We start from the raw sequence: 22,405 nt of genomic DNA, 5'->3' as shown, positions 1-22,405 counted from the left end.
CCCTGAGGCAGAGCGTGTCAGGCGATCGCCAGTGCCATCTCCAGACCTGAGATGAAGGCGTCTTCCACGCGATGACCGAGGCACCAGTCGCCGCAGGCGCCCATGCCCAGGGCCTTGTCGTACAGATGGCTCGCGCCCAGCGGCGTCTGCGTCTGGGCGAAACGCCAGCGGTGCGCGACGGCGTGTGTCGGGGTGGCCCGTATGCCGGTGATTTCGGCGAATCCCTTGAGCAGCTTGGCCTTGACCCGTTCAGCGTCGTCCTCCAGGTGCTTGGCCGACCATGCGGGGCTCGCCTGGATGGTCCAGCGTTCTATGGGGTCTCGCCCGGGCTTGCTCGACTCGCGGGCCAGCCAGCTGATGCGGTGGTGTGTGCTGCGCGCCGCGTTCCATTGGGGACCGAGGTGCGGAAGGCCGGGTTGCATGGCTTGCGGGTAGGCCACCATCAGCGTCCAGCACGGGGCCACATGCACGGAGGTGAGGGCCTGGCGGAGATCGGGCGCGAGGCCCGAACCCAGCAGCAGATCGTGGATCTGCGGATGCGGCAGGGCGAGGACGACGCGGTCGAAGCCGCCCAGCACCTGCTGGCCACCCTGGGCATCCTCGGCACGCAGCTGCCATTGTTCGGGGTGCAGGGCGTCGCGTTCGACGCGCGTGACGAAGGTATCGAGCAGGGTGCGTGCCAGCAGGCCGCCATGCAGTTCGGGGTGTGCCAGCGGTTGCGCCCAGAGGTTCACGAGCGCGCTCATGCCGGGCGAGGCCACGAAGTGGGGCTCGGTGGGCGGTGGCGCACTGGCCAGCACCCGGCCGAGCTCGTCGAGCACGCGCACGGTGCTCACGGCCCAGGGCCGTACAACGGCGGTGGCGTTGCTGCGCAACGCGGTCTCGAACCGCGCATCGCGCACGGTGAAGTACTGCGCACCATGATCGAAGCCGCCGAATTCGGTGCGCCGGGTCGCCATGCGGCCACCAAACTCGTGGCTCTTTTCAAACAGCGTGACCCGATGGCCTGCCTGCACCAGCGTGCGCGCGCACACCACGCCTGCCATACCACCACCCACCACCGCCACATGCAGCGGCACCGAAGCCATTCGGGGTGCTCTGGGTCGGGGAGACGGGGTTGCAGCTGCGCGAGTTCGTTGGGTGTTCGTCATGTCTCGGTGCGCCTTGGAGATGGGAGTGTGGCGACTGTATCAGTTGCTTCAGCGCAGGAGATGCTTTTGGTGACGGTCAGACCTGATGGTGGTTGTTGAGCAGCGCGCTGCGCGTCTTTGGATGTTGCAGGCGGTCCAGCCACCAGCGCAGCGCCCTTCCTGCATCGGCCGTGCTGCGGGGCTGGCGCCAGGCGTAGGAAATGCGCAAGTTGCGGTTGGGGCGTTGTACGGCTTTCACCACCAGGCGGCCCGCGTTGATGAAGGGTTGCGCGAGCGACAGCGGCAGATAGCCAGCACCCAGACCACGCAACTGTGCCTCCAGCTTGTGCTGCATGGTCGGTACCGTGAGCACGTCCTGCCCGGGCAGCAGGTTGTGTGTGACGCCACGGCCACGTTGCGTGCTGTCGGCCACCGCCACGGCCCGGTGTTCGCGCAGTTCCTCGTCACACAGGCTGTGGGTGGCGGAGGCCAGGGGGTGGTGCGGCGCGACCGCATAGACGAAGGACAGCGTGCCCATGGGGGCGGACTGGAACTCGCTGAGCGCCATCTCGCTGGGCACGCCCAGGGCAATGTCCGCCTGACCGCTTTGCAGCGCCTCTACCGTGCCGGAGAGGGTTTCGGCGCGCAGTTTCAAGCGGGTGGGCGCCCCCTCGGCGTAGAAGGATTCACAAAGTTCGAACAGGGTGGCGCGCGCGATGATGGCGTCGGCCGCGATGGTGAGCTGGGGTTCCCAGCCGGTGGCCACCCGCTTCACACGCTGGGCCACAGCGTCAAGCTCGTTCAGCAGGTACTGCCCCGAGCGCAGCAGCTCCGCGCCGGCGGGTGTGATCACGGCACGGCGCGCGCTGCGGTCGAACAGCAGCACATCGAGCGCATCCTCGATCTGCCGGATCCGGTAGGTCAGGGCACTGGGGACCATGCCCAGTTCGCGCGCAGCGGCGGCCATGCTGCCCAGCCGCGCGACGGCGTCGAGCAAGCCCAGGTTTTCAGGGGAAAGGGCGGCCCGCGGTGTGGAGGTAGCCATGTGAGTCGTTCTGATTGTTCAATTGGTTTGAATGATGCCATCAAACCCGTGCAGTCACGTAGCAAGATCAAAGGTCCAGAATTCAACCCATGCCAGCCGGGACCACGGCCGGCCCCACGGAAGATGGAAAGGAAATCACCATGCTTCAGATTCGACGCTCCGATGCTCGTGGCTACGCCGATCACGGCTGGCTCAAGAGCTACCATTCGTTTTCTTTCGCCGAGTATTTCGATCCCGCCTGGATGGGCTGGGGCAACCTGCGTGTGATCAACGAAGACCGCATCGCTCCGGGTACCGGTTTTGGCACCCATGGCCACCGCGACATGGAAATCATCAGCTACGTGCTGCAGGGCAACCTGGCACACAAGGACAGCATGGGCAACGTCAAGGGCATTCCGCCCGGCGATGTGCAGCGCATGAGCGCCGGCAGCGGTGTGCGCCACAGCGAGTTCAACCACGCGCCCAACAGCACCACGCATTTCCTCCAGATCTGGATCGAGCCCAGCGTGACGGGCATCGAACCCCGCTATGAGCAAAAGAGCTTTGCTGATGCTGAAAAGCGTGGCCAACTGCGGCTGGTGGCTTCGCCCGACGGGGCCGAAGGTTCCGTGACCATCAACGCCGATGCTGCGCTGTACGCCGGCCTGCTGGATGGCGAAGAAACTGCCGAGCTCGCGCTGAACCCCGCGCGCAAGGCGTATGTGCACCTGGTGCGTGGCTCGCTCGATGTGAACGGCCAACACCTCAAGGGCGGTGATGCCGCCGTGCTGGCGGGCGAAAGCCGCGTCCAGCTCTCGAACGGCGAAGATGCCGAGGTGCTCGTGTTCGATCTCGCTCCCTGACCTTTTCGCAACTCTCCATCCCTTCTCTTCAAGGAATCCACATGAACGCTCTGCAAAACCCCCTGGCCCTGATCGGCCGCATCCTGCTGGCCATCCTTTTTGTGCCGGCCGGCTTTGGCAAGATTGCCGGCTTTGCCGGCACGGTCGGCTACGCGACCGCCATGGGCCTGCCCATGCCCCAGGTGGGCGTCGCCATCGCCCTGGTGATTGAACTGTTCGGCGGCCTGGCCTTGCTGATCGGTTACCGCACACGTATCGCCGCGATCGCCCTGGCCGTGTTCACGCTGGTTGCCAGCTTCTTCTTCCACGCTTACTGGGCCGTGCCGGCCGAGCAGCAGATGATGCAGCAGCTCATGTTCTTCAAGAACATCGCCATCACCGGCGGTCTGCTGGCCTTCGCTGCCTTTGGTGCCGGTGCCTTCAGCCTGGATGCCCGCAGCAAGGCCTGAGTTTCTTTCGCTTCTTTTTCTTTTCTCCATTGCGGCGCCCTGGCGCCGCATTTTTTGCAGGATGCAAGACATGTCCAGAATCGTCGTGGTCTATCACTCGGGTTACGGTCACACCCAGCGCATGGCGCAATCGGTGGCCCAGGGCGCAGGGGGCGAACTCATCGCCATCGACGCCGATGGCAACCTGCCGGAGGGAGGGTGGGAAACGCTGGACGCCGCCGACGCGATCATCTTCGGCTCCCCCACTTACATGGGCAGCGTGAGCTGGCAGTTCAAGAAATTTGCCGATGCTTCCAGCAAGGCCTGGTTCTCCCAGAAGTGGAAGGACAAGATCGCCGCCGGTTTCACGAACAGCGCGGGCATGAACGGCGACAAGCTCGCCACACTGAACACGCTGTTCACCCTGTCCATGCAGCACGGCATGATCTGGGTCAGCCAGGGTCTGATGCCCAGCAACACCAAGGGCGCCCAGCGCAACGACGTGAACTACCTTGTGAGCTACAGCGGCGCCATCGCGCAGTCGCCGTCGGACGCGGGTGCCAACGACATGCTGCCGGGTGACCTGGAAACGGCGCGTCTCTTCGGTGAGCGCGTGGCCACGGTCACCACGAAATTCAAGGGCTGATCGGCGGCGCGAAGGCGAGTCGGCCGCCGGACCGCCCCAAGGCCGGCTCTGCCCCCTCGGGGGCGGCGACCCGCGCAACGGCGGAGCGTGGGGCCTTAACATCGGCGCATGAAGTTTCTCAGCATCATTCCCTGGGCAGACTGGCTGGCGCTGGTCTGCTTTCTGGCCTTGTGGGCCGGTTACGCCTGGTTTGCCCGGGTGTGGGGACGCAAGATGGGCTCGCTCATCCACACCACCAACCGCTACCGCGGCTACTGGATGATGCAGACCACCTCCCGCGATCCCCGCATGCTCGACGGCCTGATCACCCAGACGCTGTCGAACACCCCCGCCTTTTTCTCGTCCACATCCATCCTGGTCATTGGTGGCCTGTTCGCGTTGCTCGGCACGACCGACAAGGCCACCGAGCTGATGAGCGAGATTCCGTTCGCTCAGGCCACCACGCTGATCGTGTTCGAGTTCAAGATCCTCGTGCTGATTGCGATCTTCGTGTACGCGTTCTTCCGGTTCTCTTGGTGCATGCGGCAATACACCTTTGTCGCGTTGGTCATTGGTGCCATGCCGCCGGCCGAGGACTTTGATGCCGGCAAGCACGACCGCCGCGCCTTTGCCGAACGTGCTGCGGCCATGGTGGGTGCCGCGGCCGATACCTTCAATGACGGGCTGCGCGCTTATTACTTTTCGTTTGCTGCACTGGGCTGGTTCGTGTCGCCGCTGGCCATGGTGGTGGCCACGCTGTTCGTGGTGGTCATCCTCTACAGCCGCGAGTTCCGCTCCGAAGTGTTGAGCATTCTGAAAGACGAAATGCCGCCGCCTCAATAGGGTGAGCGCGCGTCACGCCTTCTAAAATGGCCGGATGTTCACCCATCTGCGCCTGCACACCGAATTCTCCGTCGTCGACGGCACCAACCGCATCGATGACGTGGTGGCCGCCGCCGCCGCCGATGGCCAGCCCGCTCTGGCCATCACCGACCTGAGCAACCTGTTTGGGGGGGTGAAGTTCTACAAGGAAGCGCGCGCGGCGGGCATCAAGCCCATCCTCGGCGCCGAAGTGATGCTGCAGGGCTTCACCGAAGAGACCCCCAACGCGATGCCGGGCGCTCACCAGCCTGCCGCACCCCGTGTCCTGCTGCTCGTGCAGGACAAGCAGGGTTACCTCAATCTGAGCGAGTTGCTGGCCCGCGCGTGGACGCGCAACGACGGCCGGGGCCAGGCACTGGTGCAGCGCGACTGGCTGCAGGAATGCAACGCGGGATTGATCATGCTTTCGGGTGCGCAGGCCGGCCCCGTGGGGCAGGCGCTGGTGCAGGGCGATGCCCAGCGCGCCGCCGACGTCGCGCTGCAGCTCTCGAGCATCTTCACGCACCGCTTCTATATCGAGCTGCAACGCGCCGGACGTGCCGACGACGAGCGCCACGTGACGCAGGCGGTGCAGCTCGCGGCGCGCCTGCATCTGCCGGTGGTGGCCACCCACCCGGTGCAGTTCCTGGAGGCGGACGACTACGAAGCGCATGAAGCTCGTGTGTGCATTGCCGAAGGCGAGATCCTCGGCAACAACCGGCGTGTGCGCAGGTTCACGCGCGAACAGTACTTCAAGAGCACGGCACAGATGCAGGCCCTGTTTGCCGATGTGCCGTCGGCGCTGGCCAATTCGGTGGAAATCGCCAGGCGCTGCAACCTCACGCTGGTGCTGGGCAAGCCACAGTTGCCCGATTTCCCCACGCCGCTGATCGATGGCGTGCCGATGCCCATGGCCGACTTCTTCCGCCAGTCCTCCTTCGAAGGGCTGGAGGAGCGTCTGGCGCACCTGTATCCGGATCAGGCCAGGCGCGACGCCGAACGTCCGCGTTACGTGGAGCGCCTGGAGTTCGAGATCAACACCATCCTGAAGATGGGGTTCCCAGGGTACTTCCTGATCGTGGGCGACTTCATCAACTGGGCCAAGAACAATGGCTGCCCGGTGGGGCCGGGCCGGGGCTCCGGGGCCGGTTCGCTGGTGGCCTACGCGCTGAAGATCACCGATCTCGACCCGCTGCAATACAACCTGCTGTTCGAACGCTTCCTGAACCCGGAGCGGGTGTCCATGCCCGACTTCGACATCGACTTCTGCCAGACCAACCGCGACCGTGTGATCGACTACGTCAAGGACAAATACGGCAAGGACGCGGTGAGCCAGATCGCCACCTTCGGCACGCTGGCCGCGCGCGCGGCCATCCGCGACGTGGGCCGCGTGCTCGATTTCTCCTATGGTTTCTGCGATGGCATTTCCAAGCTGATCCCGAACAAGCCCGGCATGTCGGTCACCCTGCAGTACCCACCGGTACCCAAGAAGGAGGGCGACAAGAACAACTACGCCATCGAGATGGAGCCGGTGCTGGCCGAGCGCATCCAGAAGGAAGACGATGTCAAGACCCTGATCGAGCTGGCGCAGAAGCTCGAAGGCATGACGCGCAACATCGGCATGCACGCCGGTGGCGTGCTCATTGCGCCCGGCAAGCTCACCGATTTCTGCCCGCTGTATGCGCAGCCCGGCAGCGAATCGGCCGTGAGCCAGTACGACAAGGACGATGTGGAGGCCATTGGCCTGGTGAAGTTCGACTTTCTGGGTCTGGCGACGCTGACCATCCTGGAGATCGCGCGCGAACTCATCATCAAGCGGCACCCGGGGCAGGAAAACTTCCGTTTCGAGGATATCCCACTGGATGACCAGCGCGTGTATGCGCTGTTCTCGCGCGGACAGACCGAAGCCGTGTTCCAGTTTGAAAGCCGCGGCATGCAGGGCATGCTGCGCGACGCGAAGCCTTCGCGGCTGGAAGACCTGATCGCCCTCAACGCGCTCTACCGACCAGGTCCCATGGACCTGATTCCAAGCTTCGTGAACCGCAAGCACGGCCGCGAGGAGGTGGAGTATCCGCACCCGGCGGTGGCGGAGATGCTGTCCGAGACCTACGGCATCATGGTCTACCAGGAACAGGTCATGCAGACCGCGCAGATACTGGGCGGTTACTCGCTGGGTGGCGCCGACTTGCTGCGCCGTGCGATGGGCAAGAAGAAGGCCGAGGAAATGGCCGAGCACCGCGAGAAGTTCCGCGCCGGTGCGCTGGCAACGCACAACATTCCTCAGGACAAGGCCGATGAAGTCTTCGACCTGATGGAAAAGTTCGCAGGTTACGGCTTCAACAAGTCGCACGCCGCCGCGTACTCGCTGCTCGCCTATCACACGGGTTGGCTCAAGGTGCACTACACCGCCGAGTTCTTCTGCGCCAACATGACGGTGGAAATGGACGACACGGACAAGCTGAAGGTGCTGTTCGAGGACGCCCAGAAGATGGGCATCACCTTCGAGGCACCCGACGTCAACCGGGGATTCCACCGCTTCGAGCCGATCAGCAACAAGTCCATCCGCTACGGCCTCGGTGCGATCAAGGGCACGGGCCAGCAGGCCATTGAAGCCATCGTGGCCGCCCGCGAGGGCCGCGGCGAGGGGCCAAGGGGCGACGAAAAGGGACCGTTCAAGAGCCTGTTTGATTTCTGTGTGCGCGTGGACCGCACACGCTTGAACAAGCGCACGGTGGAAGCGCTCATCAAGGCCGGTGCCTTCGACTCATTGCACCTCAACCGTGCCGAGGTGCTCGCCACGGTGGACCGCGCATTCGAGTTCGCCGCGGCCAGCCTGGCCAATGCCAACCAGGGTGGCCTGTTCGACATGATGGGTGACGATGACCATGGTTCCAGCACGCAGGAGCCCGATTTCGTGGCGACCATGCCCTGGGGTGTGAAGGAACGGCTGACGATGGAGAAGACCGCGATCGGCTTCTACTTCTCAGGGCACCTGTTCGACGAAGTGGAGCGCGAGGTGCGCCGTTTTGCCCGCACGCCGCTGGGGGACGTGGTCGAGAGCCGCGACCCGGTGATCCTGGCCGGCATCGTGACGGACTTCCGCGTCATCAACGGGCAGCGTGGCAAGCTCGCCTTGTTCAAGCTCGACGACAAGACCGGGGTGTTTGAAACCAGCGCGGACGAGAACCTCATCAACACCCACCGCAACCTGCTCAAGGACGACGAACTCATCATCGTGCAGGCCGTGGCACAGCCGGACCGCTTCTCAGGCGGTGTGCGGTTGAAGATCCAGCAAATCTGGGACCTGGCTGCTGCGCGTTGCCGTTTCGGCAAGTACTTGCGGGTGGCCGTGAATGGCAAGGCGCCGTCCATTGCCGATCTGGTGCGCGAGTTTCCGCCCAAGCGGGAGCTCACCGAGCAGGGTGAGCTGGTGCGGGGCTTGCCAGTGCGCCTGGCCTTGTTGCGCGAAGGCGCGCAGTGCGAACTGCAGCTCGACGACCGCGCACTGTTCTTCCCTACCGATGCGGCATTGGCCAGCTGGATGGCGCAGGCCCACGAGCAGCGTGCAGAAATCGTGTTTGACTGATGGGCCCAGTGCCGCCTGGTGACGCCTCCTGAAGAGGGGGCAGCTCCCAGGCTCTTCGAGTCGGCGCCCGGGAGCGGAGCGCATGCGGATCAGTCGAGAGGGCGAAGGCCGATCACCAGGGGCGATGGCACCGTGCCATTGGTGTCCTTGGGCAGGGTGCCCGTGCGGTCGATGGCGCGCAGCACGGCTTCGTCCCATTCCGGATTGCCGCTGCTCTTGACCAGCCGGCGCGAGGTGATGCTGCCGTCGGGTGAAGTGCGCACTTCGACCTCTGCGCGCGGGTTGCCCGGCGCCACATCGGTGAACACCACATTGGGCTTGATGCGTGCGGCCACACGCCCGGCGTAGCCCGGCGTCGGGCCGCTGGATTGCTGCGCCGTGCCGGTGCTTTGCGGGCCGCCACTGGCGCCGGCCTGGCCCATCATGCGCTTCATCTGGTCTTCGCGGATCTGGGCCAGCCGCTTCACTTCCTCGGCTTCCCGGCGCTGCTGCTCGCGCTTTTCGGCCGCCAGTTTCTGCTGGCGCTCCTTCTCGGCAGCCGCTTTCTCTGCAGCGGCCTTTTTCTCGGCAGCAGCCTTTTCGGCTGCCTTGGCCGCGGCGACCTTCTTGGCCTCTTCCTCGCGTTCCTTCTTTTCCGCTTCGGCTTTCTTCTTGGCCTGGGCGGTCGCGATCTCGGCCTGTGTCGGACCGGGCGGCGGAGGGGCCGGCGTGGGGACAGGTGCAGGCTTTGGTGCGGGCGGAGGCGGCGTGGGCGCCGGTGTTGGTTGGGGTGGCGGCGGCGGGGGCTCCACGGCGCGGGGCGCGGCCTGCTGTGGTGTGCGGGACCAGAGCTCGGCCTCGACGGTCACCGGTTCCCCGTCATTCTTCCAGTTCACGCCCATGGTCAGCGCGATGATGAGCAGACCGTGCGCGACCAGGGCCAGGCCCATGGGCCCAAGCCAGCGCCCGGTGCGAGGCGGGGCGAGGTCGAGGTGGTCGGCGGTCGATTGCATGGAGCGGGTGGTCGGGTTCAGCGTGAGGTTTGCACGGACAGGCCTACACGGGCAATGCCCGCGCGCTGCAAGGTATCCATCACGCGAACAACGGCTTCGTATTTGACATTCTTGTCGGCACTGATCACCACGGGCACACCACCTTCGGGCTGGCTGCCCCGGCTCGCCTGGAGTTGCTGGACGCGCGCGACCAGCTGGCCCATGGCCACGGGCTGTGGCTCGGCGCTGGATGAGCCTTCGCGCAGCGACACCTGTTCATCCTTGTCGATCACGACCGCCACGAAGCGATCGGGCTGGCGGCCGGCCTGACCCACGCTGGGCAGGGCGATCTGGCTTGGCGTGATCAGCGGTGCGGTGACCATGAAGATGATCAGCAGCACCAGCATCACATCGATGAAGGGCACCATGTTGATCTCGTTGATGGTGCGGCGGCCCCGGCCGCGTGAGGAGACAGCTGGCATCTCAGTGCCCCGAGGGTGTCTGGTGGGCCTGGGCACCCAGGTTGCGCTGCAGGATGTTGGAGAACTCTTCCATGAAGGTCTCCATGGCGTTGGCCACCCGGTCGATGTCGTGCGAGAAGCGGTTGTAGAACACGACCGCAGGAATCGCAGCGAAGAGGCCGATGGCGGTGGCCACCAGCGCTTCGGCAATGCCGGGGGCCACCGTGGCCAGCGTCACCTGGGCGAGCGCGGCCAACCCCGTGAAGGCGTGCATGATGCCCCAGACCGTGCCGAACAGGCCAACGTATGGGGAGACGGAGCCGACAGAGCCGAGAAAGGACAGGTTGGTCTCCAGCGCGTCGAGTTCGCGCTGGAAGCTGGCGCGCATCGCGCGGCGCGCGCCATCCAGCAAGGCGCCGCTGTCGGTGATGCGGCGCTCGCGCAGCTTCTGGTACTCGCGCATGCCACTGGCGAAGATTCGCTCCATCGGGCCACCCCGTTTGGCGTTCTGGGCTGCACCGGCATACAGGTCGTTGAGATTGGTGCCCGACCAGAATTCGCGTTCGAATTCCTCGTTGTGGGCGCGCACGCGCTTGAGAGCGAACACCTTGCGGAAGATGGCAGCCCAGCTCACGACGGACACGACCACCAGCAGCGCCACGACAGCCTGGACCACCCAGCTGGCGTTGAGCATCAGTTGAACGATGGAAAGATCATGTGTCATGGCTGTTCGGAGGCAGTAGGTGAGAGAAAAGTTTCGGGAGAACGCCGGTCAGTCCGGTGTCTGCAAGGCGTCCAGCACCCGGAGCGGTATGCGCTGGGGGCGCAGGCTCTGGGCATCGACCCAGCCGATGCGGATAGTGCCTTCACAGAGCAGAAGGGCCTGCCCGTCTGCCCGGGCAGGCTGGAGGAGCGCGCGCTGCTCGATTGTCAGGGAGGCCCGGCCCGCTTCCCGCACGCGGGCTGTAACCAGAAGCAAATCATCCAGACGGGCCGGCCGGTGGTATTGCACCTGGGTTTCGCTCACCACGAACATGCCGCCCACCTCGTCTCGCAGGGCCTGCTGGCCGATACCGAGGTGCCGCAGCCATTCGGTGCGGGCCCGCTCGAAGAACTTGAGGTAGTTGGCGTAGAAAACGATGCCGCCGGCATCGGTGTCTTCCCAATACACGCGCACCGGCCAGTGGAAGGGGGTCTGGGACGCCGTCACAGCGCCTGCTCCAGGCGGGAGACGGCTTCTTTCAATTGCGCCATTGAATTGGCGGTGGAGAAGCGCAGGTAGCGGCCCGGCTCAGCCTGACCGAAGTCGCGGCCAGGTGTGGCCGCCAGCTGGCAGCGCTGCATCAGCTCGAAAGCCAGGGCCCAACTGCCACCTTCGTCGGCACGTCCGCCCGGAGGTGCCAGATGCCAGCGCTCGCAAAGTGCGCTGACGTCGGCCCAGGCGTAGAACGCGCCATCGGGCATCACCGGCACGGAGATGCCCAGCCGGTTGAGCTCCGGGATGAAGAAATCGCGGCGCTCCTTGAACGCGGTGCGGCGGCGCTCGTACTCGGCCAGGCTGTCGGGCTCGAAACAGGCCAGTGCCGCGTGCTGGGCGATGGTGCTGGCGCAGATGAAGAGGTTCTGGGCGAGGCGCTCCACCGCGGGCACCAGTTCGGGCGGCAATACCAGCCAGCCCAGGCGCCAGCCGGTCATGTTGAAGTACTTGGAGAAGCTGTTGATGCTGATGATCTCGTCGCCCAGGCCATCGGGCAGGCCCAGCGCGCTGTGGCCGTACGCTTCTTCGAAGCTCAGGCCGAGGTAGATCTCATCGACGATCGTGATGCCACCCCGGCTGCGCACGAAGCGTGCGATGCGTTCCAGTTCGTCACGCGCGATGCTGGTGCCCGTGGGATTGGAGGGCGACGCAAGCAGGACGCCGCGGGTGGCGGGGCCCCATGCATCTTCCACCTGCGCTGCGCTCAGCTGGAAGCGTTGTTCCGGGCCGGAAGGAATCAGCACCGGGCGGCCTTCGGCGGCTTGAACGAACTGCCGGTTGCAGGGGTAACTCGGATCGGGCATGAGCACCTCGTCGCCCGCCTCGATGAGCGCCAGGCTGGCCAGCTGGAGCGCTGCGGACGCACCGGCCGTGACGACGATGCGGGCGGGGTCGATGTCCAGGCTGAAGCGCGATGCATACCAACCGCTGATGGCTTCGCGCAACGCTGGCAATCCCGTGGCTTGCGTGTACTGGCTGCGGCCCGCATGGATGGCGCGTTCGGCCGCTGCAGTGACCAGGGGTGGGGCAGTGAAGTCGGGTTCGCCGATGTTCAGGTAGATCATCGGCCGGCCTTTGGTGCCGGCCTCGGAGGCCATGGTTGCCGCCGCCTTGGCGAGCTCCATCACATAGAACGGTTCGACGCGCTGTGCGCGCTGTGCGATCCTCATGGAGCCGGTTTGCGCGTCGATGGGCGGGAAGCCGGTGCGGGCGATGCGGCCACTTCAGCCGGGCGCAATTGCGAGGCCAGCTGGTGCAGCACACCGTTGACGTACTTGTGACCATCGGTGCCGCCAAAGGATTTGGCCAGCTCGATGCATTCGTTGAGCACCACGCGCCAGGGCACGTCCAGGCAATGCTGGAACTCGTACGCGCCGATCCAGAGCACCCCGTGTTCGATGGGGGAGAGCTCTGCCATGGGGCGGTCCAGGCGGGGCGTGATCAGTGCGTCCAGAGCGACAGCCTCGGCCACGCAGCCGTGCAACAAGGCATCGAAGTGCACGCTGTCGGCCTTGTGAAAGCCTGCGAGGTCGCGGGTGAAGGCGTCGATGTCGACCGCGGCGTTGCGGCCCACCAGGTGTTGGTAGATCGCTTGCAGGGCAAACTCACGGGCGCGGGTGCGTGCCGACTTGTCCGACGCCTTGCGGGGTGCCGTGGTGGCCTTGCCGGCCGCTGGTGCTGGGGTGTCCGTGGGCATGGTCAGCCGATCTCCTGCAGCAGGTGCGCCATTTCCACCGCGACGCGGGCCGCGTCGCGACCCTTCTCGGTCTGGCGGGCGATCGCCTGTTCGAGGTTTTCGGTGGTCAGGATGGCGTTGGCGATGGGGATCTGGTAGTCCAGCGAGAGGCGCGTCACGCCTGCGCCGGACTCGTTGGCCACCAGTTCGAAGTGGTACGTCTCGCCACGGATGATGCAGCCCAGGGCGATCAGTGCATCGAAGTCGTCGCGTTCGGCCATGGCCTGCAGGGCCACCGGCACCTCCAGTGCACCGGGCACCTTGACGTGGGCGATGTTCTTGTCCTGTACGCCCAGGGCCAGCAATTCAGCCAGACAGGCGTCGAACAAGGCATCCGTGATGGCCTCGTTGAAGCGGGCCTGGACGATGCCAATGCTGAGCTTTCTGCCGTCGAGCACGCTGGGAGTGCCTTTGTCTGCGCCGAACATGTGAGAGTCCGTTTCCGTGAATGAAAGAAAAGAGAGAGGGTCAGTTGTCGCGGCTCAGGTAGCCGGTGATCTCGAGCCCGTAGCCCGCCATGCTGGGCATGCGCCGCGGGTTGCCCATGAGCTGCATGCGGTGCACACCGCTGTCGCGCAGGATCTGGGCGCCAACGCCGTAGGTGCGCAGGTCCATGCGCCCGCGCTCGGGCGCCTGGGCAGAGCGCGCCGTGCCTTCGAATTGCGCCAGCAACTGGCTGGCGCTTTCGCCGCAGTTGAGCAACACCGCCACGCCGGCACCGGCTTCCGCGATGTAGCGCAGGCTGGCTTCCAGGCTCCACGAGTGCATCGAGCGGCCAACTTCCAGCGCGTCCAGCACGGAAAGAGGTTCGTGAACACGCACGGCCACACTGTCTTCCGGGCCCCACTGGCCCTTCACCAAAGCCAGGTGCAGGGCACCGCTGGGTTGGTCGCTGAACGCGGTGGCCTGGAATTCGCCGAAGGCGGTGTTCAGGCTGCGGGTGCCGAGCTTTTTCACCAGGCACTCGGTGCGGCTGCGGTGTTCGATCAGGTCGGCAATGGTGCCGATCTTCAAGCCGTGCTCGGCCGCGAACACCTGAAGGTCGGGCAGCCGCGCCATGGTGCCGTCGTCTTTCATGATCTCGCAGATCACCGCAGCGGGGCTGCAGCCGGCCATGGCCGCGAGGTCGCAGCCGGCTTCCGTGTGGCCGGCCCGCATGAGCACACCGCCGTCGACCGCCTGAAGCGGGAAGATGTGGCCGGGCTGCACCAGATCGGAGGCCTGGGCGTTCGCCGCGACCGCCACTTGCACCGTACGTGCGCGGTCAGCGGCCGAGATGCCGGTCGTGACGCCTTCGGCGGCCTCGATGGAAATGGTGAAGGCTGTGCCCATCTTGGTGCCGTTGCGAGGCACCATGGGTGGCAGGCGCAGGCGTTCGCAGCGCTCGCGGGAGAGGGTGAGGCAGATCAGGCCACGGCCAAAACGGGCCATGAAATTGATGGCTTCGGGTGTGACGTGGTCGGCTGCCAGCACCAGGTCGCCCTCGTTCTCGCGGTCCTCTTCGTCGACCAGGATCACGATCCGCCCCGCGCGCATGTCGGCGACGATGTCCTCGACCGGCGAGATGGCCACGGTAGCCAGTTTTTCTGGGGCGTTCATGCGGATTCCTTGTTGGGTTGCACACCAGCGCTGAGCATGCGCTCGACGTAGCGCGCCACGGTGTCGATCTCGAGGTTGACGGAGCTGCCTTCCGCCAGTTCCCCCAGCGCGGTGTTGTGCACCGTGTGGGGAATGAGGTTGATGCTGAACTCGCAGCCTGCGGAGCTGTCGTCCACGCGGTTGACGGTCAGGCTCACGCCGTTGACCGTGATCGAGCCCTTGTAGGCGAGGTACTTGCCCAGTTCGCCAGGCGCGAGCACCCGCAGCTCCCAGCTTTCACCCACCTGGGCGAATCGGGTCACGGTGCCCACGCCGTCCACATGCCCGGAGACGATGTGCCCCCCCAGGCGATCGTGGGCACGCAAGGCTTTTTCCAGGTTGATGCGGTGGCCCGTGCGGGCCAGACCGGTGGTTCGGGCCAGGGATTCCGCCGAGATGTCGATGGTGAAATGGCGCTGGGGCAGGTCCAGCGAAGTGACGGTCATGCAGGCACCGTTGAGGGCGATGCTGTCGCCCAGGCCCACGTCGTCGAGGTATCCCGGCGGCGCCTCGAGGGTGAGTCGCTTGCCGTGGTCCAAAGAGCTGCCCAGGTCGTGGAGGTCGGTGATGCGCCCCACGCCGGTGATGATGCCGGTAAACATCCCGCTATTTTCGCAGGGTTTGAGAAATCGGCGGCTGCGGGCTGTTCAAGCCCGCTGCAGCTGGTGATGTCGAGAGGCATTACCGGTTCCAGCACGCCTGGGTGGGCAGGGGTGCCGGGACGAGCGAGGTGGCGATCTGTGCCCGGGCTCCCGTCTCGTTGAGCTCGAAAACGCCGCATGGATCCGAGCCTTGCGCGCCGATGGGCGTGGCCTGCAGACGGTAGCTGCTGGCGTCCAGGGATCGGAACCCGAGCGTGTAGCGGTCGCCTTCGACGGACAGCACACTGGCCGGGATGGCTTTTCGCTCTGGATAGGAGCCCTGTGCCGTGGCGGCCCGTTCCAGCCATTGGGCGGCGCGCAAAAGGGCGGCCTGGGCGTGAACGCGATGGCTGCGCTGCAGGTATTCTGTGTATCGCGGCATGGCAATGCTGGCCAGCACCGCCACCAGGGTCGTCACGACCAGCAATTCGAACAGTGTGAACCCCCCTTGCTTCTGCCTCATGGTCTCGGGCTTGGCCACTTTCCGGGGTTCTTGCAGGGGCCTTCTCATGGGATTTCTCGCCAGTCCGCTCGCTTGCCGGGATCCTTGCCCGCGGTGAGTCGCAGTTTGCCCGTGCACGCCGCATGCAGGGGCGTGCAGTCTGGCTGGAACGAGAGCAGGTCGAGATCGCCCCGACGTGTGTGAATGGCTGTGAACTCGCCGGTGCCAAAGCGGACCCGTGAAGCGTCGGACATCGCCATGGTGGCATCTGCGGTGGAAAAGACCGGGGCCTGGGCAGGTTGTCCCGTGAAGATGTTGAGCACCGTTGCCCACCCGGTTTCGGGGCTCGGCGCAAGGGCAGGGGCGGTGGAGAAGACGATCACCTTCTGGCCTTCGAAGAGCTGCGGGTTGGTCAGTACGCGTTCCCGCGCTTGCGGCAGGTCGAGGAACCAGCCGCGTGGCGTGTTGGGGTCGGATCGGTCGTATGGCACCGGCCGGCGCGAACTGTGAAAGTAGGGTGTGGCTGTATCGGTAGCCGATGCCTGGCTTCTCACGGTGCCGGTTATGGATTGCCGGATCAGGGCTTCACGTCCTGGGGGAACGCGTTGCTGGTTCGATGTGAGCAGTGTGCGGCGGCCTGCGCTGTCCTTGCCAGGCAGGTAGGTGCTTCTGTCCCACAACGCATAGATGGTCTGTACACGGATGTCACCCGGGTCGGTCGCCGTCAGGTTGCGCCCGGTGCCGAACAGGACCTGCATGCCGCCCAGTGGATGGGGCATGCAGATCGGGGCGGCCGTGATGGGTTGAGGGTCGGACTGTGGTGGGTCGGTTCGTGCTGTGTGGAAGGGCATGCAGGCGTCGCTCTCCTGGCAAGGCTCGGCTCCCATCGCCCACGCGCTGACGCCCCATCTCCTGGGGTCGGTATGGGACAGGTCGAATTTCCACAGATGGCCTTGAAGGTCGCCGGCGTAGGCGATGTCGGCACGGCCGTCGCCGTTCACGTCCAGCAGGCGCGGAGCCGAAAGCCCGTTGGACTGACCTTTGGCCGGTCGTGCCACCAGGCGCTGGAGTTCCTTCGGGCCGTCGAGGTACTGGATCAAAAGAACCGGTCGTTCGTTGACGCTGTTGACGCCGTTGCCCATGACCACTGCCCAGCGGTCGTTGTTGAGCTTGACGATCTGCTCGCTTCGCGCGGTGTGGGCGAGAGCTGTAACGGGAGGCGCATAGAAATGACCCACATCCCGGCTCTCGTCGTCGGGAGGCGTTGCCGCGCTCGGAAAGGTGCGGTCCAGCACCACGCCGGAAGGCCGGAAACTGGACGTCGCGTTCGAGGCGGACAGCGGCTGCGTGATGTCGAGGACGAAATAGCCGCGGCCCCCTCCGCCCAGGCCACCGACCAGCAGCGTGCGCCATTGGCTTGCCAGGCCTGTGCTGTCTTCGGCGTGGTTGCCGCTCACATCGGCATCGCCGCTGAACACCTGGCCATTCACCAGGTAGTGGTGGGGGTGTTCCGGCTGCGTGTAGCCCCACAGGTTCTCGTAGATGCCGCGAGGAACATAGGCCATCATTTCACGCCCGTTGAGGGCATCGAAGGCGTGCAACATCCCATCGTTGGCGCCGACATACAGCATGGTGGGCCTTTGTGCGTACGCTTTGCGGAAGGCCGCGTGGCCAGGGTGTTCATAGGCCAATCGATCGGGCGGCCGCACCAGCCAGATGTTCGCGCCGACGATGGAGCCCAGCCGGGAATACCGGCGCCGCAAGGTGCCGCCGGTCTGGCCGATCTCATTGCCGTCGTGGCCGCGCAGGTAGTCGAGGCGGCGTTGCCCCTCTGCCGTACCCCCTGATCCCTGGAGGTGCTGGCGTTGTGCCAGACCCAGTTCGTTCCAGCGAAACGCGATGCCGCCTTCGCTGTTGTGGGAAAGGATGTTTCGGGTGTCTGGGTCCAGCGTCGGGGCGTCGAGCAGTGCGTTGGCACTCCATGTCGGCGCACTGTGGACTTCACCGCTGACGGCGTCGATGCGGTATGCGCTCAGATGGCCGCTCCATGACCGGACGCTGAAGCCTGCGACATAGGTCATCTCGTCCGACCGCAGTCGGCCGGAACTCACGGCAATGCTTGTTGCGAGGGGCGCAGCGTTCGGCATCGCCGGTTCAGGTGAGATGAGGGGCTGCGCCAGGTTCAGTGGCGCGGCCAGCGACGTGCAGGACAGCAGTGTCGATGCGATAGCGGCAAGGTGGGGGTTCAGGAGAGCGCGATGCATGCGAAAGCTTCCCGGCATTCATTGAAGACCGCGGCCGGCTTGTGGCCGGGGGACGTAGACCGAGCGCAGCCACACACGGGTTCCCGGCTTCAGCCCTTGCACGTAGGCGGTGATCCGGTAGACGAAGGGGTGCTTCTGGTCGGGCGTGAGTTCGTGCAATGAAGCTGCCCCGGCGGGAATGCCGCTGTCGTACCAGAACACCTCCACCCAGTACCAGGCGCGAGGCGCGACGGCGGATGCGTCGCCCGGCCGGGACCAGTGCAGCAGGGCGTTGCCGGCCGAGGCTGGATGGATGCCGGTGAACTCGCCGTACCTTGCCGCAACCGATGTGTCCCCCGTGCCGGCCGTCATTGCCGGGAGCTGGGTGGTCCAGTTGTCCAGGCCGAGGGCCCTGACGGTGCTGGGCAGACAGATACCCCGCAGGCAACCTGTTGCTGTGGATGCCAGCCTGGCTTGTAGAAGGTCGAGGTCGTTTTCGTCCTGGGGGAAGAATGGGTGCCCGGCGCCGAAGTTGCGGCAGCCCACGAAGGCAGGTTCAGGTCGGCAGGGCTGGTCGGCGTTGGCCTGCTGTCCCCGGATGTCAAGTTCGGCGTCGCGGATGAGGGCTTCGGCGGCAGCGAACGCCCGCTGGTGATCGCTCTCCGCGCCGAGCATTCTCTCTTGGAGCCAACCCAGGCGCGCACTGCCAAGAACGACGAGACCGCACAGGAGCAGCATCACCATGACAAAGATGAGCGCGAAGCCCCGCTCGCGTTGGAGCGGCGTGGTTGTGGGTCGATCGCTCATGGGCCGGCGTTGCGCAACTGGAAGACACGGAAGAAGACGCGGCGCAGACGACCGTCGCTCTCGACTGTCTCGCCCTGGCAGCCCGGCGCACTGGCCGCAGGGTGGCCCCTGGATTCGCCGACGAGACGCAGGCAGATGCGCAAGGTCTCCACGCGGTCCCATGGCGCCGGTGAAACGCGCGCCAATGCGGTGGCAGTCGTGTAGCGAAGGGCATTGCCTTCCCGAACGCCGTACCAGACCTGGAAATCCTCAACACCGCTGACCACGCCGTACGACCCGGGTGTCGGACCCGAGCCATCGCAACGCAGCCGATCCGCGATCACGCTGAATGCGTTGGTGATTTCCTTCTGGCTGGCGCTGTCGATTTCGCCCGATTTCGACATGCCCTTGTTGGTCGCTTCGCCCAGACAATCGATGCCTTCGGCTTCCCAGACGCCGGCGTCGCGCCGGATCTCGAGCGTGTCGGACAGACCGGAGGCGCCGTCCGTGCCCCGTATCGAAATGGCATGTCCGGTGTCCGGCCGGATGCCATAGCCGGCGTATTGCGGGTTGAATACCACGCGGGCTGCACCGAGGGTGTTTTCCAGATGGCGGGCGCCGGCCTGCCGCGCGACGCTGCCGATGATCCGGAAGGCCGTGGCGGCCTCTTGCTGGAGGCGCGTGCTGTCCCCGATGAGGAAGGAGGCGGTTCGCATGTGCACGAGACTGCCCATGGCCGCGACCACCACCAGGAGACCAATGACGAGGCCGATCAGCAGCTCGACCAAGGTCATGCCGCGTTGCCGGGGAGGGCGTTGCATGGACGCGCTGCTCACCGTTGGCGATCAGGGGCGGAAGTAGACAAGGTGGCAGGTGTGCCGCGCCAGGCACTCCAGGCCGGCCACCCCGGTGCCGGCCTGCCCCTGCGCATCGCGCACGGACACCGCCTGGGCGAACAACGCGATGTCGGCCTCGCTGGCGTGGCTGTCGTTGCGCAACCGGGGATCTGTCCACGCCACCAGAACGCCGAATTGAGTGGGGTCCTGGGTGGAGGGGAACACCCATGCGTCGCCGTCCGGCAGGCTTCGGGCCAACATGGTTTTCCACTCGGCGATGTCGTGGGCGGCCATGGTGAAGCCTTCGCAGGGCGAGGCGTCGCAGTTCGTGCTGGCCTGGGGAGGCTCACCCCAGGAGGTCAGATAAGGGTTGAAGGCCGGTGGTTGAAGCAGGATGTGGTGGTTGGCCCGCATGCGCTCCTGGAGGTCGTCCACCGCGCGCATGGCGATGTTGCGGAATTCGGTGGTGCGTGCCGTGACAAGTGTGCGCGTTTGTGTCGCGGCCAGACCCAGGACACCCAGGGCAAGCACCAGCACCGCGATCAGCGCTTCCAGGAGCATGCTGCCCTGTTCTGCATGGCGCGCCGGGCTCATGCGTTCTCTCCCGGCAGCGCAGGACATTTCTCCACGCGCTTGACCGTGCGCAAGCGCGTACCGGTCGAGAAACAGATTAACTGTCCATCCACCACGTTCTGGTTTCTGGGAAAGGCCTCGAAGCGCTGGCCGAATGAGGTGGTCCGTCCGAAGCGGTCGATCAGCAGGTATCTCGGACTGCCTGCGGGGCCCTTCTGGAAAGTGACACCAGCCGGAACCACCACCGACTGCAGCACCGCTTCCGTGTCGTCCATTGCCCGATTGCCGTTGGTGTCGGCAAACACCTGCCACCCACAACTCCAGTCCGCGGTGGAGGACAGAGTCCCCTCACAGGTGGTGGTGCGTTGGAGCATGACATCCTGCCCGAGGCGAACGGCCTCCACACGGGCCAGCTGCACGGACGCCATGAACTCGTCGGAAACCGTGTCGAGGCGGTACTGGTTCGCAATGCTTGTGTACGACGGAATGGCGACCGATGTCAGGATGACCAGCAGCGCGATGGCGGCCAGCATTTCAATCAGCGTGACGCCGCGGGGCCGGCGGCGGCGGTTCCGGCAGAGTGTTCTGGCATGGGGCATGCCGGCACTCTAATTGGAAAATTAATTCAAAAGAATTAAATAAGTCAAATATGCCGAAGTCGCAGTGACGCTTATGCCGTGCGGCTCCATGCAGGTCGCGCGGCAGGGCGGTGAGTCAGGTCATGTCGCCGAGGAACCCATCGCGGCCTTGCCGTCGGGCCAGGATGCGCAGGTCATTGCCCACCTTGTCCACCGATTCGTAGGCCAGCTGCACGCCGTCCTGCAGATTCTGCAGAGGGCCGAAATCGGTCAGGCCTGCGCCCTTGCCAAGGAGCTGTGGTGCGAGGTACAGCAGGATCTCATCGACCAGGCCTTCCCGCAGGAGCGATCCGTTGAGCTTGTGGCCTGCCTCCACATGCAGCTCGTTCACCTCGCGGCGCGCCAGATCGCCCAGCATCGCGGGCAGATCGACCTTGCCGTGGCCGCTTGGCATGGGAATGAGCGTCGCGCCCAGAGTCTGCAGGGCGGCTTCCCGTTCGGCGTCGCGCACGGCATGGTAGATCCACAGCTGTCGCGGGAGTCCGTTGGCGGGGGTGTTGAAAAGACGCGCTGTCGTGGGGGTCTGCAGGCGGCTGTCGATCACCACCAGATGGGGTTGCCGCGGTGTGTCGGCCAGCCGCACGTCCAGCATCGGGTCGTCCTCCAGGACCGTGCCGATGCCCGTGAGCACGGCGCAGGCCCGTGCACGCCAGGCGTGCCCGTCGGCGCGTGCGGCCTCACCGGTGATCCACTGGCTCGTACCGTTGTCCAGTGCGGTGACGCCGTCCATCGACGAAGCCATCTTCATACGCACCCAGGGTGTGCGGCGGACCATGCGGCTGAAGAACCCGATGTTGAGTTCGCGCGACGCCCTGGCAGCCTCGTGGTCGGCAGGGAGCCATTCCACTGCGACGCCCGCCGCGCGCAGGCGCTCGGCCCCCTGGCCCGCCACAAGGGGGTTCGGATCGCCTGCGGCGATCACGACCTTGCCCACGCCAGCGGCGATCAATGCGTCACAACATGGCGGCGTGCGCCCGTGATGGGAGCAGGGTTCGAGCGTGACGTACACGGTGGCGCCCACCACCGATTCGCCCCGTGCCTGCGCGTCGCGCAACGCCATCACTTCCGCGTGCGGACCGCCTGCGCGCTGCGTGTGCCCTGTGCCAATCTCGCGGCCATCGGGGGTGGTGATGACGCAGCCGACGCGGGGATTGGGGTTGGAGAGGCGCAGGGATTGCAGAGCCAGTTGCTTCAACTGCTCCGAGATGCAACTCATGCGGAGGCAATCCGGCCTTTAGCGCCAGCAATCATTGACCGCGCCTGTACCGGAGATGGTCTTGGTGCCTTGCTGGGACAGTCCGAGGGTGCCACAACGCGTATCGCCGATTTGGGTGGCAGGCGTTGCCTCGATGCGATAGGTGGTTGCGGTCGGTTGCCCGGACGCGAACGCGAAGGTGTAGCGGCCAGCCACTTCGCCGGTGCACGCCAGCACAGGCAGCGTGGCGGTCGAGTTGTACGCCATGGTGGTGGTGTAACGCCTTTCCATCTGCTGTGCCATCTCCTGAAGGCAGCCTGCTGCGACGGCACGGTTGGTGCGCATGACGTAGCTCTGATAGCCGGGGTAGGCGATGGCGGACAGTATTCCGATGATCGCGACCACGATCATCAGCTCGATCAGGGTGAAGCCCCCTTCGGATGACTGGCGTTGTTTCAATTCGTTCATGGC

At 65.4% G+C, this 22,405-nt stretch carries 24 protein-coding genes; 5 read left to right on the top strand and 19 right to left on the bottom strand.

What is annotated here, in order from left to right; genetic code table 11:
• Positions 1 to 17: 17 nt before the first annotated feature.
• A complete protein-coding gene (locus J2X09_RS02405; RefSeq protein ID WP_310307256.1) occupies positions 18 to 1,088 on the bottom strand; it encodes an NAD(P)/FAD-dependent oxidoreductase in 1,071 nt (356 codons plus the stop codon).
• A 139-nt stretch (positions 1,089 to 1,227) separates the two neighbouring features.
• Positions 1,228 to 2,175: a LysR family transcriptional regulator gene (locus J2X09_RS02400; protein ID WP_204731749.1), complete on the bottom strand. Its 948-nt coding sequence runs from the start codon at positions 2,173 to 2,175 to the stop codon at positions 1,228 to 1,230.
• A 140-nt stretch (positions 2,176 to 2,315) separates the two neighbouring features.
• Between J2X09_RS02400 and J2X09_RS02395 the strand changes: the two genes are divergently transcribed.
• The 5 genes from J2X09_RS02395 (at position 2,316) to dnaE (ending at position 8,517) form a co-directional block, all read left to right on the top strand.
• Positions 2,316 to 3,017 carry a pirin family protein gene (locus J2X09_RS02395; RefSeq protein ID WP_204731748.1) on the top strand — a complete coding sequence of 234 codons (702 nt, stop codon included), beginning with the start codon at positions 2,316 to 2,318 and terminating at the stop codon, positions 3,015 to 3,017.
• Positions 3,018 to 3,058: 41 nt separating this feature from the next.
• Complete coding sequence (locus tag J2X09_RS02390) at positions 3,059 to 3,466, top strand: DoxX family protein (RefSeq protein WP_204731747.1); 408 nt, start codon at positions 3,059 to 3,061, stop codon at positions 3,464 to 3,466.
• A 70-nt stretch (positions 3,467 to 3,536) separates the two neighbouring features.
• Positions 3,537 to 4,091: a flavodoxin family protein gene (locus J2X09_RS02385; RefSeq protein WP_204731746.1), complete on the top strand. Its 555-nt coding sequence runs from the start codon at positions 3,537 to 3,539 to the stop codon at positions 4,089 to 4,091.
• A 108-nt stretch (positions 4,092 to 4,199) separates the two neighbouring features.
• Complete coding sequence (locus tag J2X09_RS02380) at positions 4,200 to 4,913, top strand: DUF599 domain-containing protein (RefSeq protein WP_204731745.1); 714 nt, start codon at positions 4,200 to 4,202, stop codon at positions 4,911 to 4,913.
• Between the two features lie 34 nt (positions 4,914 to 4,947).
• On the top strand, positions 4,948 to 8,517 hold the full coding sequence (gene dnaE, locus J2X09_RS02375; protein WP_204731744.1) for a DNA polymerase III subunit alpha: 3,570 nt from the start codon (positions 4,948 to 4,950) through the stop codon (positions 8,515 to 8,517).
• Positions 8,518 to 8,606: 89 nt separating this feature from the next.
• Here the strand turns inward: dnaE and tolA are convergent, their stop codons facing one another.
• From tolA to J2X09_RS02290, 17 genes are all read right to left on the bottom strand, one after another.
• Positions 8,607 to 9,509 (bottom strand): cell envelope integrity protein TolA, encoded by a 903-nt coding sequence (gene tolA / locus J2X09_RS02370; RefSeq protein ID WP_204731743.1) that lies wholly within the window; start codon positions 9,507 to 9,509, stop codon positions 8,607 to 8,609.
• Between the two features lie 17 nt (positions 9,510 to 9,526).
• Entirely contained in the window at positions 9,527 to 9,970 is a 444-nt protein-coding gene (locus tag J2X09_RS02365) for an ExbD/TolR family protein (protein ID WP_204731742.1), read from the bottom strand.
• 1 nt (position 9,971) lies between these two features.
• Positions 9,972 to 10,673: a protein TolQ gene (gene tolQ / locus J2X09_RS02360; protein WP_204731741.1), complete on the bottom strand. Its 702-nt coding sequence runs from the start codon at positions 10,671 to 10,673 to the stop codon at positions 9,972 to 9,974.
• A gap of 48 nt (positions 10,674 to 10,721) precedes the next feature.
• Entirely contained in the window at positions 10,722 to 11,159 is a 438-nt protein-coding gene (ybgC, locus tag J2X09_RS02355) for a tol-pal system-associated acyl-CoA thioesterase (protein ID WP_204731740.1), read from the bottom strand.
• On the bottom strand, positions 11,156 to 12,376 hold the full coding sequence (locus tag J2X09_RS02350) for a pyridoxal phosphate-dependent aminotransferase (RefSeq protein ID WP_204731739.1): 1,221 nt from the start codon (positions 12,374 to 12,376) through the stop codon (positions 11,156 to 11,158). Before J2X09_RS02350 ends, ybgC begins: the two co-directional genes overlap by 4 nt.
• Positions 12,373 to 12,903, bottom strand: coding sequence for a transcription antitermination factor NusB (nusB, locus tag J2X09_RS02345; RefSeq protein ID WP_204731738.1), 531 nt, complete (start codon positions 12,901 to 12,903; stop codon positions 12,373 to 12,375). The genes J2X09_RS02350 and nusB overlap by 4 nt, the downstream gene beginning before the upstream one ends.
• Positions 12,904 to 12,905: 2 nt before the next feature.
• The gene (gene ribH / locus J2X09_RS02340; RefSeq protein ID WP_204731737.1) at positions 12,906 to 13,370 is read right to left on the bottom strand and encodes a 6,7-dimethyl-8-ribityllumazine synthase; all 465 of its coding nucleotides are present in this window, start codon (positions 13,368 to 13,370) and stop codon (positions 12,906 to 12,908) included.
• 40 nt (positions 13,371 to 13,410) lie between these two features.
• A complete protein-coding gene (ribBA, locus tag J2X09_RS02335; RefSeq protein ID WP_204731736.1) occupies positions 13,411 to 14,541 on the bottom strand; it encodes a bifunctional 3,4-dihydroxy-2-butanone-4-phosphate synthase/GTP cyclohydrolase II in 1,131 nt (376 codons plus the stop codon).
• Positions 14,538 to 15,182 carry a riboflavin synthase gene (locus J2X09_RS02330; protein ID WP_204731735.1) on the bottom strand — a complete coding sequence of 215 codons (645 nt, stop codon included), beginning with the start codon at positions 15,180 to 15,182 and terminating at the stop codon, positions 14,538 to 14,540. Before J2X09_RS02330 ends, ribBA begins: the two co-directional genes overlap by 4 nt.
• A gap of 79 nt (positions 15,183 to 15,261) precedes the next feature.
• Positions 15,262 to 15,684 carry a type IV pilin protein gene (locus J2X09_RS02325; protein ID WP_204731734.1) on the bottom strand — a complete coding sequence of 141 codons (423 nt, stop codon included), beginning with the start codon at positions 15,682 to 15,684 and terminating at the stop codon, positions 15,262 to 15,264.
• 44 nt (positions 15,685 to 15,728) lie between these two features.
• On the bottom strand, positions 15,729 to 17,927 hold the full coding sequence (locus J2X09_RS02320) for a pilus assembly protein (RefSeq protein ID WP_204731733.1): 2,199 nt from the start codon (positions 17,925 to 17,927) through the stop codon (positions 15,729 to 15,731).
• Positions 17,928 to 17,945: 18 nt separating this feature from the next.
• Entirely contained in the window at positions 17,946 to 18,713 is a 768-nt protein-coding gene (locus tag J2X09_RS02315) for a pilus assembly PilX family protein (RefSeq protein ID WP_204731732.1), read from the bottom strand.
• Positions 18,710 to 19,513 (bottom strand): PilW family protein, encoded by an 804-nt coding sequence (locus J2X09_RS02310; protein ID WP_204731731.1) that lies wholly within the window; start codon positions 19,511 to 19,513, stop codon positions 18,710 to 18,712. The genes J2X09_RS02315 and J2X09_RS02310 overlap by 4 nt, the downstream gene beginning before the upstream one ends.
• Before the next feature lie 24 nt (positions 19,514 to 19,537).
• Positions 19,538 to 20,122, bottom strand: coding sequence for a type IV pilus modification protein PilV (gene pilV / locus J2X09_RS02305; protein WP_204731730.1), 585 nt, complete (start codon positions 20,120 to 20,122; stop codon positions 19,538 to 19,540).
• The gene (locus J2X09_RS02300; protein WP_204731729.1) at positions 20,119 to 20,700 is read right to left on the bottom strand and encodes a GspH/FimT family pseudopilin; all 582 of its coding nucleotides are present in this window, start codon (positions 20,698 to 20,700) and stop codon (positions 20,119 to 20,121) included. The genes pilV and J2X09_RS02300 overlap by 4 nt, the downstream gene beginning before the upstream one ends.
• A gap of 115 nt (positions 20,701 to 20,815) precedes the next feature.
• Positions 20,816 to 21,955, bottom strand: a complete 1,140-nt coding sequence (gene ribD / locus J2X09_RS02295) for a bifunctional diaminohydroxyphosphoribosylaminopyrimidine deaminase/5-amino-6-(5-phosphoribosylamino)uracil reductase RibD (protein ID WP_204731728.1) — start codon at positions 21,953 to 21,955, stop codon at positions 20,816 to 20,818.
• An 18-nt stretch (positions 21,956 to 21,973) separates the two neighbouring features.
• A complete protein-coding gene (locus J2X09_RS02290) occupies positions 21,974 to 22,402 on the bottom strand; it encodes a type IV pilin protein (protein WP_204731727.1) in 429 nt (142 codons plus the stop codon).
• Positions 22,403 to 22,405: the final 3 nt, after the last annotated feature.

It is taken from the genome of Hydrogenophaga laconesensis, from assembly GCF_031457235.1.
In the GTDB taxonomy this organism is placed as follows: domain Bacteria; phylum Pseudomonadota; class Gammaproteobacteria; order Burkholderiales; family Burkholderiaceae_C; genus Hydrogenophaga; species Hydrogenophaga laconesensis.
The sequence above is the reverse complement of the archived record's forward strand: the minus strand, read 5'-3'. Positions and strand labels throughout refer to the sequence as shown.